This window comes from Kitasatospora sp. NPDC090091, assembly GCF_044747365.1.
Lineage (GTDB): Bacteria > Actinomycetota > Actinomycetes > Streptomycetales > Streptomycetaceae > Kitasatospora.
This window is the reverse complement of record NZ_JBIVDY010000013.1, coordinates 108,010-124,540: the sequence shown is the minus strand read 5'-3', so window position 1 is coordinate 124,540 and position 16,531 is coordinate 108,010. Positions and strand designations below refer to the sequence as shown.

Genomic DNA, 16,531 nt, shown 5'->3' with positions numbered 1-16,531 from the left:
ATGGGACGCAAGTGGTGATCATGTTGTTCGCGTGCGACGCTCCGGACGGAGGTGGCACCGTGCGGCTGACCTGGACGGCCTCGCCGGCTGCGACTTCCGGGCCGCGCTGCACAACGACGTCATGATGGAGGTGTACGCCTGATGCGTACTCCGGTGTACGAGCTCCACATCAGGCCCATGTTCCGGGCCACCGACCGGGAGCACATGGCCTTCTCCCTCGACCTCTGGGACTTCGACTCCGTGGTCGCCAACGCCGACCTCGTCCTCGAACGCATCGACGGCGGAGGGATGCCCCCGGACGACCACGCCGGGCCGTGGCCCGACGAGTGGGTCGCGCTCTTCCGCCGCTGGCACGAGACCGGGCACAAGCGCCTCCAGGTCGGCACGGCGGCCTTCACCCTGGCCCGGACGGCCTCCGCCGTGACCATCACCGCGACCGGGACGTTCCCCGCCGCCGGCTTCGAGGGCTGGCTCCAGCTGGAGAGCGAGACCGACACCGCGAGGACCTACGTCCTCTACTACGAGGCCCCGGACAGCCCGGCCGCCGGGACGCCCGAGTCGTTCACCCGGAAGGAGCGGTACGACGCCACCGACACCCGCACCGTCTTCGTGCGCGACAGCGCGGGGGTGCACGAGCTGCGCTGAGCCCGCCGGGCCGCCCGCCCTTCCGCGCGCCTGCCGAGCCCGCCGAGCCGCAACCGGCCCGGCGGGCTCGGGCCCGTCCTACTGGGCGCGCCGGATGGAGTAGTTGAACTCCGCCGTGCCGAAGCTGCGCATCAGCCGCAGCCAGAACGGCATCAGCATCTCCATGCCGCGGGCACCCGCGATGTCCCCGAGGTCGATCACCGACTCCGCCGGCCAGCCGAACTCGCCCAGCAGGGCGACCGCCTCGGCCTTGGCACCGGCGTCGTCCCCGGCGATGAACAGGTTGTGCTCGCCCGCCAGCCGGCCCGGCTCGACCATCAGCGGCGCGGTGACCGTGTTGAGGGCCTTCACCACCTTGGCGTCCGGGAACTCCCGCTGGATCTGCTCGCCCACGCTGTCCGTGTTCACCGGGTCCAGCGAGACCTCGCCCTCGGCCGAGAAGACCAGCGGGTTGGAGATGTCCACCAGCAGCTTGCCGGCCAGCCGCTCGGCGCCGGCCGCCCGCAGGGCCGCCAGCGAGACCGTCCCCGAGGTGGCGTTCAGCACCACCTCGCCGAAGGCCGCCGCGTCCGCGAACGTCCCCGCGTGCCCGGTCGGGCCCGCCTGCTCCGCCCAGGCCAGCCCCGTCTCGTTGTCCTTGGTCCGCGAGCCCAGCGTCACCTCGTGGCCGAGCGCCACCAGCTTGTCCGCGATCGTGCGGCCGACCATACCGGTGCCGATGATTCCGAATCGCACAATTTCTCCGTCTCTTCGGGCCCGCGCCCCGTGACCCGGGCCGCGATGACGATAGTTCAACCCGCCCGGCCCGTGCGGGGAATAGCCAATACGGGCGACCGCCGACTGGACCACCTCCGCTGGTGGCGGCCGATGCGGCGCCGAACCATGGGCGCCATGAACCGAACCAACAGACCGTACGCCCGGGCCGCCGCCCTGCTCGCCGGCCTCGCGCTGCTCGTCCCCGTCGGCGCCGCCCGCGCCGACGTCACGACCGTCTCCTTCGGCACCGACCGGACCGCCTGGGACCGCAACGAGCCCGGCCTCTCGCCCGAGGAGGTCGCCAAGTCCGACTTCGGTGTCCGCTTCTCCGTGCCGCTCGACGGCCAGGTCTTCGCCCAGCCGCTGGTGATCGGCCCGACCGTGGTCGTGGCCACCGAGACCAACCACGTCTACGGGATCGAGGCGAAGACCGGGAAGATCACCTGGCACCGGGCGATGGGCGCGGCCTGGCCCTCCGCGGCGATCGGCTGCTCCGACCCGGGCCCCAACGTCGGCACCACCTCCACCCCGGTCCACGACCCGGCCACCGGCACCGTCTACCTCACCAGCAAGGTCAACGACGGCCCCGACGACAAGCACCCGCACTACTACGTGCACGCCGTCGACGCCCAGAGCGGCGCCGAGCGCAGCGGCTGGCCGGTCACCGTCCAGGGCGACCCGGTCAACGCCCCCGGCAAGCCGTTCAGCGCCTACCGCTCGCTCCAGCGCCCCGGACTCCTGCTGCTCGACGGCTCGATCTACTTCGGTTTCGGCTCGCTCTGCGGCATCGGCGACTACATCGGCACCCTGGCGGGCCTCGACACCCGCACCCGCAAGCTCACCCTCTGGTCCACGGTGGCCGGCTCCGACACCCAGCGGGCCTCCATCTGGATGGCCGGCAGCGGCCTCGTCTCCGACGGCCCCGGCCGGATCATCCTGTCCACCGCCAACGGCCAGGGCGCCGGTGCCTCGCCCGCCCAGGGCCCCGGCAGCAAGCCGCCCGGCGGCCTCGGCGAGTCGGTGATCCGCTTCGCCGTGAACAGCGACGGCACCTTCACGCCGAAGGACTTCTTCAGCCCCACCAACAACGCCACCCTCGACAAGAAGGACACCGACCTCGGCTCCGGCGGCCCGGTCGCCCTCCCCGCGACCGTCTTCGGCACCCCCGCGCACCCCCGGCTGCTGGTCCAGGTCGGCAAGGACGGCCGGATCTTCCTGCTCGACCGGGACGACCTCGGCGGCATGGGCCAGGGCCCCGGCGGCACCGACAAGGCGGTCGGCATCGCCGGCCCGTACGGCGGCGTCTGGGGCCATCCCGCGGTCTGGGGCGGCGACGGCGGATACGTCTACACCGTGGAGAACTTCGGCAAGCTGCGCGCCCTGAAGTACTCCGTCAACGCCGCCGGGAACCCGCAGCTGACCAGCGCCGGTACCAGCGCCGAGGACTTCCTCAAGATGTCCGGCTCACCCGTCGTCACCTCCGACGGCACCCGCTCCGGCTCGGCCCTGGTCTGGGTGATCTGGTCCGGCACCGGCCAGTACGGCGAGGGCGGCGAGCTGCGCGCCTACGACGCGGTGCCGGTCGGCGGCACGCTGAAGTTGCGCCGCTCCTTCGCGCTCGGCACGGTCAGCAAGTTCTCCGTCCCGGCCACCGACAAGGGCCGGATCTACGTGGGCACCAAGGACCACCACCTGGTCGCCCTCGGCCGTCCCTCGGCCTTCGCCTGACCGGTGGGCGCGGGCGCCCCGGGCCTGCCCCAGAGACAGGCCCGGGGCCGCCGCGCCGTCAGAGCCGGACCGTCACGGTCTTGGGCCGCTGGTACTCCTGGAGGGCCGGGGCGGACAGGACGGCCAGGTCGGTAGCGGGCGAACCGGCCCTCGCCGATGAAGTGCAGCAGCTCCCCGCCGGTTCCCCGTCCGGGGCCGGGCGGCCACCACGGCCGACGGACTCAGCGGCCCCGGGTCACCACGAAGCCGGGCAGCGCCAGCAGGAACTCCCGTGCCTCGGCGGCCCCGTCGGACGGCTCGGCCGGCGCGGGCGCGGCCTCCATCACCTCGGCGATCTCCCGCTCGGCGGCGGCCACCAGCCCGTCCGCCGCCGCCCGGGCGCTCTCCACGCACCCGTACGCGGTCAGCCGCTCCGACAGCCAGCGGACCTCCTCCGCCGCGTTCGGGCCCCGCTGCGCCCGCGTCCCCTCCAGGTAGCGCTCGGTGCGGGCGCGCTCCGCCGGGGTGCAGCGCTCCAGCAGGTGGATCAGCAGCAGGGTGCGCTTGCCCTCCCAGAGGTCCCCGGCGATCTCCTTGCCGTAGTCGGCCAGCGTGCCGACCAGGTTGAGCACGTCGTCCTGGATCTGGAAGGCCGCGCCCAGGTACCAGCCGAACCGGTCCAGCCGGGTGGCCGCGGTGTGGGCACCCTCGGCGACGAGCAGCCCGGCGCGGCACGGGTAGAGGAAGGTGTACCAGGACGTCTTCTTGAGACACATCCGGTAGTAGTCGGCGGGCACCAGGTCGCACGCGTTGTCGCGGATCCAGGCGATCTCCATCGCCTGCCCCTCCAGCGACTGGCGGCACATCAGCTCGGTCTCCTCGAACAGCCGCCAGGCCAGCTCGCCGCCGAGCTCCCGCCGGTTGGCCATCAGCCGGCGCAGCCCGAGCAGGTTGGTCGCGTTGCCGACGTTCAGCGCCACCTCGACCCCGTACGCGGCGGAGAGCGTCGGCAGGCCCCGGCGCAGCTCACTGCCGTCCTGGATGTCGTCGTGGATCAGGAACGCGTTGTGGAACATCTCGACGGTCACCGCGGGGTTGAGCGCCCGCTCCGGCCGGCCGCCGAAGGCCTCGCAGGTGGCCAGGCAGAGCGCACCCCGCAGCCCCTTGCAGGGCCGGACGGGGTAGTCGCCCGCCAGGTCGTACAGGTACGGCGGGCTCTGCTCGGGGATGTGCCGCAGCAGTTCGGCGACGGTCCGTTCGCGGTAGCGGGCCAGCACCCGGTCGACCAGCGGCTCGGCGTCGGCGAGCGCCCGCGCCGGCCCCGTCACCCCTGCCGGCCTTCGGCGCCGTCGCCGGACTCGGCCCCCTCGCGCTCGGGGCCGAACGTGGCGCGCAGCGACCGGTTGGCGATGGCAGGTGCGAGGGCGCTCAGGTTGAGCAGCAGGTCGAGAATGTCGTGCGCGTTGGCCGTCAGCTGCCGGGTCTGGTCGGCGGTATCGCCCCGGGTGCTGTCCTGGACCCGGGCGCTGACGGCGTCGATCAGCTGGTGGGTGTTCTCCGAGACCCGGCGGACCAGGCGGTCGAACTCCTCCTCGTCGACCCGGTGTTCGGAGGTGAGCCGGGTCCCGGCCGCCTTCGCGTCCGCCAGCCCGGCGGCCAGCTCGCGCTCCAGCACCGCGGCGGCCTCCATCACCGCCCGCGAGCCCTGCTCGCCCAACTCACTGAACCGACCGGCGTCGGGCATGGCTGACCTCCTGGTTCGCGCCCCGGACGGCCGGGGCGGCGGGGCCGGCGGCAGGGCAGAGCGCCGCCTGGTCGCCGATCGTACCCGCTCGTGCGCGGAGCGTGTCCGCTGACTCGCCCGCTCGCCTCCGGGCGCTCGGACCCGGTGTCGACGCTTGTCGCTTCGTCGCGCCCTCCTTCGTCGGTTGCTCCCGCGCTCCGGCGCTTTCGGCACCGGCGCGCCCTTCGGCTCGGGGCGGGGGACTCGCCCGCTCCCTCCCGGTGCGGCTCGGGTGTGGGTGGCGCTCCGGGTGGGCCCCGGCGCGTCGCGGGTCGCCGCCCGTGTGGTCACTGGTAGTAGTTGCGTGGCTGCGCCGAGGGATCGTGTGGTGCCGGGCGGCCGACTCGACAAGGTGTGCGCCGCTGCCGCCGTGCTGCTTGCTGCGGTGCCCGGGTTCTGGACAAGGAGCGGTCATGGGTGGCAGGCAGCGCCGGCCGGGAGTGCGGAGCGCCCGGCCGGGCAGGAGCGCCGGGGCCGGCCGAGTGCCGGTCGACACCCGGGTGGAGATCGCCCGCCTGGAGGGCTACCTGGCCTGGGAGGCGGAGGTGTCGGCGGCCGACCGGGACGCCAAGGCGTTTGCCGCGCAGTTCTCCTGGTTGTCGTCCGGGGAGCGGGAGAGTCTCGAACAGGCCTACGCCGCCGAGCGGTTGCGCTACGCGGAGGACGTCGTCGACCGCGCCGTGGAGCGGTGCCGGCAGCTGGCGGCCCGCTACCGCGAGGAGTGCCGTCGGATCTGCGCCCGCTGGGCGGCGGTCTGCCTCTCGGTCGCGTTCGGCGTGGTGCTGCTCGCCGTGGTGCCGTTCGCGCTGCGTCCCTGACCGGCCGTCAACGCGAGGGTCGGCCGGGCGACCGCCGGCCCGGAACGACGGGGCCCGCCGCACCTCGACGGTGCGGCGGGCCCAGGCCGTTCGCCGGCCGCGGATCAGTGGTGGCCGTGGCCGCTGGCGATCTCCTGGTGCTCCTCGGCGGTGGGCTTGGCGATCTGGCTGCCCTGGCCGTAGAAGCCGCGGGAGAGCTTGGCCCGGGTGCGCTCGATCAGGCCGACCTTGCGGACGACGCCGTTCTCGTCCACCTCGGCCGGCAGCACCACCGGCTGCGGCTGCTCGTGCGAGGTGAGCGTGTACAGCCGGTCCTGCGGCAGCGGGGCGTGCACCTCGATGTACTCGCCGTGCTGCAGTCGCTGGATGACGCCGGTCTCCCGGCCGTGCAGCACCTTCTCCTTGTCCCGGCGCTGCAGGCCGAGGCACCACCGCTTGGTGATCACGAAGATCACCACGGGCACCACGAAGAAGCCGATCCGCGCGGCGTTGGTGATCGCGTTGATCGACAGGTCGAAGTGGGTGGCGAGCAGGTCGTTGCCGCCGGCGGCGAGCAGGACCAGGTAGAGGCTGACCCAGGCCGCACCGAACGCCGTCCGGACCGGCGCGTTGCGCGGACGGTCCGCCATGTGGTGCTCGCCCCGGTCACCGGTGATCCAGGCCTCCAGGAACGGATAGCCCCAGATCGCCACCAGAACCAGCGGGAAGATCATCAGCGGGACGAACACCCCCATGTTGAGGGTGTGGCCCCACAGGCCGATCTCCCAGCCCGGCATGATGCGGATCAGGCCCTCGGAGTAGCCCATGTACCAGTCGGGCTGGGCGTCCGTGGAGACCTGGTCGGGCCGGTAGGGGCCGTACGCCCAGATCGGGTTCACGGTGGCGATCGCCGACATGAAGGCGACGACGCCGAACACCAGGAAGAAGAACCCGCCGGCCTTGGCCATGTAGACCGGCATCAGCGGCATGCCGACGACGTTCTGCTCGGTCCGGCCGGGCCCGGCGAACTGGGTGTGCTTGTGGTAGAAGACCAGGATCAGGTGGGCCACCAGCAGACCGAGCATGATCCCCGGGATCAGCAGGATGTGCACGGTGAACAGCCGCGGCACGATGTCGACGCCGGGGAACTGGCTGCCGAAGATGAAGAACATCAGGTAGGTGCCGACGATCGGCACGGCGAGCACCGCGCCCTCCATGAACCGGATGCCGGTGCCGGAGAGCAGGTCGTCGGGCAGCGAGTAGCCCATGAAGCCGTCGAACATGCCGAGGATGAGCAGCCCGGCACCGAAGAGCCAGTTGATCTCGCGCGGCTTGCGGAACGCGCCGGTGAAGAAGACGCGCATCATGTGCACCAGCATGGCGGCGACGAACACGATCGCCGACCAGTGGTGGATCTGCCGCATCAGCAGGCCGCCGCGGATGTCGAAGCTGATGTTCACCGTCGAGCGGTAGGCCTCGGACATCTCGATGCCGCGGAGCGGGATGTACTGCCCCTCGTAGATCACCTCGGCCATGGAGGGCTTGAAGAAGAGGGTCAGCCAGACACCCGTCAGGATGATGATGATGAAGGTGTACAGGCAGATCTCGCCCAGCATGAAGGACCAGTGGTCCGGGAAGATCTTACGGATGTTCGACTTGGCCAGGGCGTAGATCCCGAGCCTGCCGTCGGTCCAGTCGGCGAGGGCCTCGACCTTGTTGGCGGGCTCGGCCCGCGTGCTGGTGACCGGTCCCGGGCTCGACTGCTGATCGGCTCTCACGACGGGCTCCCCGGCGTCCGCTGCGAACCGACCGGGGAGCCTGCCTGCGGGGCTGCCGGCCGGCGGAGTGTTGTGATCATGGGACCTCTCGATGCGGGGCGGCCGGGAGGCCCGGCGTCGCGGATCCGCCGATCCGCCGGCCCCGTTGCTCAAAGTGATGGAGCGCTTACTCTGCCATGCTGTCGGCAGCGGGCCGCCTGTGCACGTCCATCGGCCCGTCCGGCGGCTCGTGTCGGCCCGTCCGGGGGGTCTTCACGCCGTTCGGCCGCCGGTGGGGGCCGCCGGGGGCCGCCCGAGTGCTGGTGACATCTCGCTGAATCGTTTCGCCGCGCGCCGTGCGCCTCGAAGGCGTGGTCCCCGTCCTACGCTGCGCCAATGGTGGATCACCGTGAACTCTTCGAGGACGTGACCGCGACCCTGGCCCACGCCGGGTTCGACACCGGACGGGGGCCGTCGGGCCTGCGGATCGGCCACCGGCCGCAGGGCGTGGTGGTCGGCTGGATGCCGACGGAGGCGTGGGCCGACGGGCCGTCCGGGTGGCCGGACGGCGTGGACGGGAGGGGCGGCGTCGGAGCGGCGGACGGCGCAGCGGGCCCGTTCCCGGCCGAGGGCGTCCGGGCGGCGGTGAGCGGTGCCGTCGCCGTGGTGCTGCGGGCCTCCGGCTACCAGGTGATCGAGACCGGGGACGAGACCGTGCTGGTCACCGCCGGCCCGCCGCCGGCCGAGACCGCGCCCGACCCGCTGGTCGAGCCGGCCGCCGTCCCCGAGCAGTGGTGGGGCTGACGGCGGCGGTCGCCCAGGGCCTGTCCGGCCGATAGCGGCGATCCGCCCCCTCGGCGCGCCGGGGCCGGTGGGCAGAGGCGCCGTAGCCGGGGCGCGTCAGTCCGTGGCGGCGGCGCGGCGGGAGGGCAGCAGCTCCGCGATGTCGTGCGGCAGCACGGCGGCGATCTTGTCCATCAGCTCCGGTGCGAGCGCCGCGTCCAGGACTTCGAGGACGGCGGCCGACTCCAGGATCCCGCCGTCGTCGCTCGTGCCCGCCCGGGCCGCGACCCGGCCGGCGAAGACGGCCAGGCTGAACCGCTCGCCGGAGGCGTGCGCCAGTCCGTGCTCCTCGGCCTGGTGCGCGGCCTCCCGGACGGGGGTCGCCAGCTCGGGCGGCAGCTGGGCGGCGACGTGGGTGGCGAGCCCGGCCGGGAGGCGCTCGCCCAGCGTCTGCAGGACGGCTGCGGTGGCGCGTGCGGCGGCGGCCCGGTCCGGCAGGCCGGTGAGCTGCTGCACGGTGGCGATGATCTCGTCGTATTTCATGGCCGAGTCCCCTTCCGCCCGCCCCGGTTCCGCCCGCCCCGGCGAAGCTCTGTCTGCGAGGCTACGCCGCCCGCTTCGAGGGCGGCCACAGCACGGTGTGCCTGAGGCCCGGGCCCGCCGCCCGCCGCCCGGGGCCCGGCTCCCCGGGCAGGACCGCCACGGCTCGATCGCGCGCTCGCCCGAGCGGGTGAGCGGGGCTGTGGCGCCGCCTATGGTGGAAGGACGCGGCAGACGCGGGCGCAAGGAGCGGATCCCGATGGAGCGTCGCACGCCGAAGAACGAGGGCCGCACGGCCGGGCCCGGCGGGCTGACCGTCGCCGCCCGCCCCTGGGCCGGCGGGACCGTGCTGACCCTGCGCGGCGAGTTGGACCTGGACTCCGTCGACCTCCTCCACACCGCGCTCGACTCCGTGCTGCTGACCGCCGGCACGACCGTGGTGATCGACTGCGGCGATCTGGAGTTCTGCGACTCCACCGGCCTGAACGCGATGCTGCGCGGGCGGGCGATCGCCGACGCCGGCGGCAGCCGGATCGAACTCGCCCGCCCCCGCCCCCTCGTCCTGCGGATGCTCGAACTCACCGGGGCCGCCGACGCCTTCCGGATCCGGGACGAACCGCCCGACTGACCACAGGGCACTCCCGAGGCCGGTGCGCGGCCGGTGCCGGAGAGCCCGCCTCCGCCGTCTGTCACCGCGCACGAAGCGATGGCACAGTGGTAGCTGGGGCAGCGTGGCCGCCCCCGCGGCCCGGTGGCGTCGGGACGGCCCGCCCCGCCGTACGGCCGATCCGGAGGACGGTACCCGTGAGCGATGCACCGGTGACGCCCCCGTACGGGCCCGGGCCCGTACCCGGGGACGCCGAGCAGCGGGCCCGGGCCGCCGACCAGGGCCTGCGGCAGCTGCTGGCCGGGCTGACGGCGGTGCGCGACGGCGACTTCCGCACCCGGCTGGCCCCCGGCCAGCCCGGGGTGCTCGGGGAGATCGCCGACGTCTTCAACGGCATGGCCGACCAGCTCTCCCGGGTGGCCGCCGAGGTGACCAGGGTGGCGCGGGAGGTGGGCACCGACGGGCGGCTCGGCGGGCAGGCCGACGTCCGGGACGTCTCCGGGACGTGGCTCGACCTCACCGACTCCGTCAACGCGATGGCGGGAAACCTGACCTGGCAGGTGCGCAACATCGCGCAGGTGACCACGGCCGTGGCCCGCGGTGACCTCACCCAGAAGATCGAGGTGGACGCGCGCGGCGAGATCCTGGAGCTGAAGATCACCGTCAACACGATGGTCGACCAGCTCTCCTCGTTCGCCGACGAGGTGACCAGGGTGGCCCGGGAGGTGGGCACCGACGGGCGGCTCGGCGGGCAGGCGCAGGTCCCCGCCGTGGCCGGCACCTGGCGGGACCTGACCGACTCGGTCAACTCCATGGCGGGCAACCTCACCAGCCAGGTCCGGGCGATCGCCCAGGTGGCGACCGCCGTCGCCGAGGGGGACCTGACGCAGAAGGTCTCGGTCGCGGCCCGCGGCGAGATCCTGGAGCTGAAGACCACCATCAACACGATGGTCGACCGGCTCTCCTCGTTCGCCGGCGAGGTGACCAGGGTGGCGCGGGAGGTGGGCACCGACGGGCGGCTCGGCGGGCAGGCCGACGTCCGGGACGTCTCCGGCACGTGGCGGGACCTCACCGAGTCCGTCAACGTGATGGCGGAGAACCTCACCGCGCAGGTGCGCTCGATCGCCGAGGTCACCACCGCGGTCGCCGAGGGCGACCTCACCCAGAAGATCCGGGTCGACGCCCGGGGCGAGATCCTGGAGCTCAAGGAGACCATCAACACGATGGTCGACCAGCTCTCCGCCTTCGCCGACGAGGTCACCCGGGTCGCCCGGGAGGTCGGCACGGCCGGGAACCTCGGCGGCCAGGCCACCGTCCGGGGAGTCTCCGGGACCTGGAAGGACCTCACGGACAACGTCAACGTGATGGCCTCCAACCTCACCGGGCAGGTCCGCTCGATGTCCGAGGTGGCCACCTCCGTCGCCCGTGGCGACCTCTCGCGGAAGGTCACCATCGAGGCCAAGGGCGAGGTGGCCGCCCTCGCCGACGCGATCAACACGATGGTCGACACCCTGTCGGCCTTCGCGGGCGAGGTGACCAGGGTGGCCCGCGAGGTCGGCACCGAGGGCATCCTCGGCGGCCAGGCCCGGGTGCCGAACGTCGCCGGGACGTGGAAGGACCTCACCGAGAACGTCAACTCGATGGCGACCAACCTCACCAACCAGGTCCGCAACATCGCCCAGGTCACCACGGCGGTCGCCAACGGCGACCTCACCCGCAAGATCGACGTGGACGCGCGCGGCGAGATCCTGGAGCTCAAGACCACCATCAACACGATGGTCGACACCCTCTCGGCCTTCGCCGCCGAGGTCACCCGGGTGGCCCGCGAGGTCGGCAGTGAGGGACGGCTCGGCGGGCAGGCCGAGGTCGAGGGCGTCTCCGGCACCTGGAAGCGGCTCACCGAGAACGTCAACGGGCTGGCCGGCAACCTCACCCGGCAGGTCCGCGCGATCGCCGAGGTCACCAGCGCCGTCGCCGCCGGCGACCTCACCCGCTCGATCACCGTCGATGCCTCCGGGGAGGTCGCCGACCTCAAGGACAACATCAACGCGATGGTCGGCTCGCTGCGCGAGACCACCCGTGCCAACCAGGAGCAGGACTGGCTCAAGACCAACCTCGCCCGCTTCTCCGCCGCCATCCAGGGCCGGCGCGACATCCGGGCCGTCGCCGAGATGATCACCGACGAGCTCACGCCGCTGGTGGGCGCCCAGTTCGGCGCGTTCTACCTCGTCGAGGAGGCGCCGGAGGGCACCGAACTCGCCCTGATCAGCAGCTACGGCCGCCCGGCGGGCGAGGGCCCGCAGCGCGTGCGGCTCGGTGAGTCGCTGGTCGGGCAGGCCGCCCGCAGCCGCCGCGGGATCACCGTCGACGACCTGCCGCCCGGCTACGCCACCATCGCCTCCGGGGCCGGCCGGACGGACGCCCGCTCGCTGGTCGTCCTGCCGATCGCCCTGGAGGAGTGGCTGATCGGGGTGCTGGAGTTCGCCTCGGTGCACCCGTTCAGCCAGGTCCACCGGGACTTCCTGGCCCAGTTCGCCGAGGCCTGCGGCGTCAACATCGGTACCCTGCTCGCCAACGCCCGCACCGACGAGCTGCTCGGCGAGTCCCAGCGGCTGACCGCCGAACTCCAGGACCGCTCCGAGGAGTTGCAGCAGGGGCAGGAGGAGCTGCGGCGCTCCAACGCCGAGTTGGAGGAGAAGGCGGCACTGCTGGCGGAGCGCAACCGCGACATCGAGGCCAAGAACCTGGAGATCGAACAGGGCCGTCAGGAGCTGGAGGAACGGGCCCGGCAGCTCACCCTCGCCTCGATGTACAAGTCCGAGTTCCTGGCCAACATGAGCCACGAACTGCGCACCCCGCTCAACAGTCTGCTCATCCTGGCCCAACTGCTCGCCCAGAACTCCAGCGGCAACCTGACGGCGAAGCAGGTCGAGTACGCGGGCGTCATCCACTCGGCCGGCTCCGACCTGCTCCAGCTCATCAACGACATCCTCGACCTCTCCAAGGTTGAGGCCGGGAAGATGGAGCTGAGCCCCGAACCGTTCCCCGTCCGCGAGCTGTTGGAGTACGTCGACTCCGTGTTCCGGCCGCTCGCCGACCAGAAGGACCTGGACTTCACCGTCACCGTCGACCCAGCCGTTCCGGCCGAACTCGTCACCGACCAGGCCCGGTTGCGGCAGGTCCTGCGCAACCTGCTCTCCAACGCGGTCAAGTTCACCGACGTCGGACGGGTCGAGCTGCGGATCGAGCACGCCTCCGAGACCGACCTGCCGAAGGAACTCGGCCACGCCACGGCGGCCGTGGCCTTCCGGGTCGAGGACACCGGGATCGGCATCGCCCCCGAGCACCTGGACACCGTCTTCGGCGCGTTCCAACAGGCCGACGGCACCACCAGCCGCCGCTACGGCGGAACCGGCCTCGGGCTCTCGATCAGCCGCGAACTCGCCCGGCTGCTCGGCGGCACCATCACCATCCGCTCCGTCGTCGGCGAGGGCAGCTGCTTCACCCTCTACCTGCCGGTCGGCCCGCACGGGAGCGGGACGCGGCCGGCTCCGGCGGGCGTGAGCGAGGCGGCGGGCGCGGCAGCGGTGGACGCGGCGGCAGTGGACGAGGCGGGGAAGACGGCGGCCGGGGAGGCGGTGGCCGGGCGGGCGCCGCAGGCGCTCGTCGTCGAGCCGGAGCCGCCCGGCCTGCTCACCCTGCTCGCTCGCAGCGCGGCGGCCACGGGTGGCGAGCCGGCGCCCCCGGCCCGGATCCGCAGCGTGGGGCACCCGGCCGAGCTGCGGGCCGCGCTCGGCGACGGCCCGTACCGGTGCGTCGTCCTCGACGTCGGCGGCTCCGCCGACCTCGCCCGGGAGGCGCTCGCCGCCCTCGCCGAACACGGCGAGGACGCAGCCGCGGAGGAGGAGCCCGGCGACGAGTGGCCCCTGCTGCTCGGCTACCGCGGTGACGGCGCCGCCGGCCGCGGAACGGACGTACCGGCGGAGCCCGATTCCGGCTGGGACGGTGTCGAAATCGTCGCCGGACTCGACGAGTTGCGCGCGAGGATGGCCGCCTGCCTGGGCGGCGACCGGCGGTCCGACGCCGCCGCGGCCGACGCCCCGGCCGGCGCAGCGGGCCGCGCCCCGGCCGACGAGCCGCTCGCCGGCCGCACGGTCCTCATCGTCGACGACGACGTGCGCAACGTCTTCGCCCTCACCTCGGCCCTGGAGGAGCGCGGCGTCTCCGTCCTGCACGCCGCCGACGGCCGGGCCGGGATCGACCTGCTGCGCGCCCACCCCGAGACCGCGGTGGTCCTGATGGACGTGATGATGCCCGGTCTGGACGGCTACGCCGCGATCGCCGCCATCCGCGCCGACGAGCGGCTGGCGCCCGTCCCGATCATCACCGTCACGGCCAAGGCGATGCCCGGTGACCGGGACAAGAGCCTGGCCGCCGGTGCCGACGACCACGTCACCAAGCCGGTCGACACACCCTCGCTGCTCGACCGGATGCGCGACCGGCTGGCACCGCCATGACCGGGGTGGCCGGCCGGCAGGCCGACGACCCCGGCACGGCCGTGGTCGCCCGCGAGCTCGCCGAAACCGTCCGCCGGCTCCAGCAGGACCTCGACCGGCTCCGCGCCGAGGAACCCGCCCGCTCGGCGGTGGACCTCGCGACCGGCATCCTCGCCGAGCGGTTGCGGTGTTCCCCCGACGAGGCGGCCGTCCACCTCGCCCGGCTCGCCAGGGACGCCGGGGTGCGGGTCGCCGACCTCGCCGCGGACATCGCCGGCCGTCCCGGGGCAACGATCGAGGTCCGGGCGGGCGCGGTGGGCCGCCGCTCCGACGACGAGGCCTCGCCGGCCTCCGGGACGCGAGCCGACGACCGGTCGGCGGGACCGGCGAACCTGCCACCGACCCCGGCCCTGGCCGTCGTCCCCGATCTGCAGCAGGCCGCCGACGCGGTGCTCGGCCAGACCGCCCGACCGCTGGGCAGCAGCGCCGTCCTGGTCTGGCAGCAGCTGCCCGGGGGCGCTCTCGTGCTCGCCGCCCACGCCGGCATCAGTGCTGCGGAGGCCGAGAACTGGAGCCGGGTGCCACCGGGCGTCGACACTCCGGCCGGGCGCGTCGTCCGCTCCGGCCGGCCGCTCTGGCCGGAGCCGTCCGGCGGTGCGGACGGCCCCGGGACGCCGGACACCCCGGGGGCGGGCGACGGCCCGGGAACGGCGGAGGAGCCGGGGGCGGTGAACGGCCGCGGGGCGGTGAACGCCCCTGGGGCGGCGAGCCCGGTACAGCCGGGCGGGACGGAGACGGGGCGAGCGGGCCGGGCGACCGGGGCCGGGGAGCGGGCCGACGAGCCGGGAGCCCCGGCCGCCCGGGGTCCCGGCGACCGCGCCGTCCTCCCGCTGATCGACGGCGGCCGCTGCCGCGGCGCCCTGGAGCTCCGGTGGCCCGGACCGGCCCCCGCCCTCAACCAGTCGCTGCGCCGGCAGCTGCACGCCCTCGCCGAACTCTGCGCCGGCCTGCTCGGCGAGAGCGCCCCGGCCGGTCCGGCGGGCCCCGAGGCCGCAGCGGACCAGGCCGGACCGCTGCTCGACGGCCTGCTCACCCCCGGCCTGCTGCTCGCCCCGGTGCTCCGCGACGGCGAGCTCGTCGACTTCCGGATCGACCAGGTCAACGTCCACTTCCGCGACCCGCTCGGCCGCCCCCGAGCGGCGCTGGAGGGCACCACGCTGCTGGAGAGCTATCCGACCGCCTCGGCCACCGGCCTCTTCGACCGGCTGCAGCACGCTCACCGCACCGGCGAGCCCCAGCCGGCCGAACTGCTGCACCTGGTCTTCCAGAGCGGCTCCACCCCGCTGCCCGCGACCGTGCGGATCGCGGTCGCCCCGTGGGGCCGGCGCCTCCTGGCCAGCTGGCAGGTGGAGACCGACCGCTCCGGGGAGGGCGACCAGGCCGCCCTGCTCCGTCAGGCCCAGCGGATCGCCCGGGTCTGCGGCTTCGAGGAGCACACGGCCACCGGCCGGATCCTCTGGAACGAAGGTCTCCGCGAGCTCTACGGCCTGCCCGCCGAGGCCGACCCCGTCCCGCTCGCGCGGCTGGCCGACCACGTCCACCCGGACGACGCGCCCGCCGTCCGCCGGCTGCTCGACTCCGTGCAGCGGCGGCACCGCACGTCCGCCGCCGTCTTCCGGCTGGTGCATCCGGACGGCACCCAGCGCTACACCCGGGTCGTCGCGGAGCCGGTCCTGGACGAGGCGCGGCGGGTGACCGGCGTCCGCGGCGCGTACCAGGACGTGTCGTCCCAGCGCTGGACCGAGGTCGCGCTCGGCGCCACCCAGGAGCGGCTGGCCGACAGCGAGCAGGAGACGGCCGAGAGCGAACAACTCGCGCTCCGGCTCCAGCAGGCGATCCTGCCGGCCGAGCCGCCGCCGCTCGGTGCCACCGGCCTGAGCGCCGCCGTCCGCTACCGCCCGGCCGCCAAGCGCGACCGGGTGGGCGGCGACTGGTACGACGTCCTGCCGCTGCCCGACGGGCAGGTCCTGCTGGCCGTCGGCGACGTGGCCGGCCACGGCGTCGGCGCGGCCACCGGCATGGTGGCGCTCCGGCACTCGCTGCGCGGTCTCGCCGTGACCGGAGCGGGGCCCGGCCGGCTGCTGGAGTGGGCGAACGCCCTCGCGTTCCGTGAGCCGGGCCAGGTCACCGCCACTGCGGCGTGCGCGCTCTACGACCCGGCGGCCGGCGAGATCCGTTGGGCCCGGGCCGGCCACCTGCCGCCGATCCGGCTCGGCGCGGACGGCGCACACGTCCTGCCGCTGCCGTACGGCGTGCTGCTCGGTGCCCTGGAGGACGCGGAGTACGAGGAGTACACCACCAGGCTGGCGTCCGGGGAGGTCCTGCTGCTCTACACCGACGGCTTGGTGGAGCGGCGGGACCGCCCGGTGGAGGAGTCGGTCGACGAGCTGATCCGGGCCGCGGGCGCGCCCGGGCCCGACCTGGAGCGCTACCTCGACCACCTGCTGGAGGTCAGTCCGGCCGACACCGACGACGACACCTGTCTGATCGCCGTCCGGGTGGAGTGAGCGGCCGGGCCCGTGGGCCCCGGGGCAGTGGAGGGCGGTGCGGTCCGTCGGGCCGGGCGGGGTTCGTTAGGTCCGGCGAGGCCGGGGTAGACG

At 74.0% G+C, this 16,531-nt stretch carries 12 protein-coding genes; 7 read left to right on the top strand and 5 right to left on the bottom strand.

The genetic code is table 11. The features are described from left to right. The first annotated feature begins 141 nt into the window (after window positions 1-141). Window positions 142-645 carry a hypothetical protein gene (locus tag ACIPSC_RS23400; RefSeq protein WP_400828031.1) on the top strand — a complete coding sequence of 168 codons (504 nt, stop codon included), beginning with the start codon at window positions 142-144 and terminating at the stop codon, window positions 643-645. A 78-nt stretch (window positions 646-723) separates the two neighbouring features. Here the strand turns inward: ACIPSC_RS23400 and ACIPSC_RS23395 are convergent, their stop codons facing one another. Continuing rightward, on the bottom strand, window positions 724-1,380 hold the full coding sequence (locus tag ACIPSC_RS23395; protein ID WP_400828030.1) for an NADPH-dependent F420 reductase: 657 nt from the start codon (window positions 1,378-1,380) through the stop codon (window positions 724-726). Window positions 1,381-1,536: 156 nt separating this feature from the next. On the opposite strand from ACIPSC_RS23395, the gene ACIPSC_RS23390 reads away from it, so the two are divergent. Beyond that, a complete protein-coding gene (locus tag ACIPSC_RS23390; protein ID WP_400828029.1) occupies window positions 1,537-3,129 on the top strand; it encodes a PQQ-binding-like beta-propeller repeat protein in 1,593 nt (530 codons plus the stop codon). Window positions 3,130-3,350: 221 nt separating this feature from the next. On the opposite strand, the gene ACIPSC_RS23385 is transcribed toward ACIPSC_RS23390, so the two are convergent. Then, the gene (locus tag ACIPSC_RS23385) at window positions 3,351-4,436 is read right to left on the bottom strand and encodes a polyprenyl synthetase family protein (RefSeq protein ID WP_400828028.1); all 1,086 of its coding nucleotides are present in this window, start codon (window positions 4,434-4,436) and stop codon (window positions 3,351-3,353) included. Beyond that, window positions 4,433-4,852 (bottom strand): hypothetical protein, encoded by a 420-nt coding sequence (locus tag ACIPSC_RS23380; protein ID WP_400828027.1) that lies wholly within the window; start codon window positions 4,850-4,852, stop codon window positions 4,433-4,435. Before ACIPSC_RS23380 ends, ACIPSC_RS23385 begins: the two co-directional genes overlap by 4 nt. Window positions 4,853-5,304: 452 nt before the next feature. Here ACIPSC_RS23380 and ACIPSC_RS23375 point away from each other — a divergent pair, with 452 nt between their 5' ends. Continuing rightward, window positions 5,305-5,709 carry a hypothetical protein gene (locus tag ACIPSC_RS23375; RefSeq protein ID WP_400828026.1) on the top strand — a complete coding sequence of 135 codons (405 nt, stop codon included), beginning with the start codon at window positions 5,305-5,307 and terminating at the stop codon, window positions 5,707-5,709. 104 nt (window positions 5,710-5,813) lie between these two features. Here the strand turns inward: ACIPSC_RS23375 and ACIPSC_RS23370 are convergent, their stop codons facing one another. Next, window positions 5,814-7,466: a cytochrome bc complex cytochrome b subunit gene (locus ACIPSC_RS23370; RefSeq protein WP_400828025.1), complete on the bottom strand. Its 1,653-nt coding sequence runs from the start codon at window positions 7,464-7,466 to the stop codon at window positions 5,814-5,816. A 375-nt stretch (window positions 7,467-7,841) separates the two neighbouring features. Here ACIPSC_RS23370 and ACIPSC_RS23365 point away from each other — a divergent pair, with 375 nt between their 5' ends. Continuing rightward, window positions 7,842-8,249: a hypothetical protein gene (locus ACIPSC_RS23365; RefSeq protein ID WP_400828024.1), complete on the top strand. Its 408-nt coding sequence runs from the start codon at window positions 7,842-7,844 to the stop codon at window positions 8,247-8,249. A 96-nt stretch (window positions 8,250-8,345) separates the two neighbouring features. On the opposite strand, the gene ACIPSC_RS23360 is transcribed toward ACIPSC_RS23365, so the two are convergent. Further along, on the bottom strand, window positions 8,346-8,771 hold the full coding sequence (locus ACIPSC_RS23360) for a DUF2267 domain-containing protein (RefSeq protein ID WP_400828023.1): 426 nt from the start codon (window positions 8,769-8,771) through the stop codon (window positions 8,346-8,348). A gap of 256 nt (window positions 8,772-9,027) precedes the next feature. Here ACIPSC_RS23360 and ACIPSC_RS23355 point away from each other — a divergent pair, with 256 nt between their 5' ends. The 3 genes from ACIPSC_RS23355 (at window position 9,028) to ACIPSC_RS23345 (ending at window position 16,438) form a co-directional block, all read left to right on the top strand. Further along, window positions 9,028-9,396 (top strand): STAS domain-containing protein, encoded by a 369-nt coding sequence (locus ACIPSC_RS23355; RefSeq protein ID WP_400828022.1) that lies wholly within the window; start codon window positions 9,028-9,030, stop codon window positions 9,394-9,396. A gap of 263 nt (window positions 9,397-9,659) precedes the next feature. Then, window positions 9,660-13,892 carry a HAMP domain-containing protein gene (locus ACIPSC_RS23350; protein ID WP_400828128.1) on the top strand — a complete coding sequence of 1,411 codons (4,233 nt, stop codon included), beginning with the start codon at window positions 9,660-9,662 and terminating at the stop codon, window positions 13,890-13,892. Beyond that, entirely contained in the window at window positions 13,889-16,438 is a 2,550-nt protein-coding gene (locus ACIPSC_RS23345) for a SpoIIE family protein phosphatase (protein WP_400828020.1), read from the top strand. The genes ACIPSC_RS23350 and ACIPSC_RS23345 overlap by 4 nt, the downstream gene beginning before the upstream one ends. The last annotated feature ends 93 nt before the right edge of the window (window positions 16,439-16,531 follow it).

What these genes read in the sequence shown, in the direction of transcription:
- ACIPSC_RS23400 (WP_400828031.1), top strand. Translation starts at nt 142, where the DNA reads ATGCGTACTCCGGTGTACGAGCTCCACATCAGGCCCATGTTCCGGGCC.
- ACIPSC_RS23390 (WP_400828029.1), top strand. Translation starts at nt 1,537, where the DNA reads ATGAACCGAACCAACAGACCGTACGCCCGGGCCGCCGCCCTGCTCGCC.
- ACIPSC_RS23380 (WP_400828027.1), bottom strand. Translation starts at nt 4,852, where the DNA reads ATGCCCGACGCCGGTCGGTTCAGTGAGTTGGGCGAGCAGGGCTCGCGG.
- ACIPSC_RS23375 (WP_400828026.1), top strand. Translation starts at nt 5,305, where the DNA reads ATGGGTGGCAGGCAGCGCCGGCCGGGAGTGCGGAGCGCCCGGCCGGGC.
- ACIPSC_RS23365 (WP_400828024.1), top strand. Translation starts at nt 7,842, where the DNA reads ATGGTGGATCACCGTGAACTCTTCGAGGACGTGACCGCGACCCTGGCC.
- ACIPSC_RS23360 (WP_400828023.1), bottom strand. Translation starts at nt 8,771, where the DNA reads ATGAAATACGACGAGATCATCGCCACCGTGCAGCAGCTCACCGGCCTG.
- ACIPSC_RS23355 (WP_400828022.1), top strand. Translation starts at nt 9,028, where the DNA reads ATGGAGCGTCGCACGCCGAAGAACGAGGGCCGCACGGCCGGGCCCGGC.
- ACIPSC_RS23345 (WP_400828020.1), top strand. Translation starts at nt 13,889, where the DNA reads ATGACCGGGGTGGCCGGCCGGCAGGCCGACGACCCCGGCACGGCCGTG.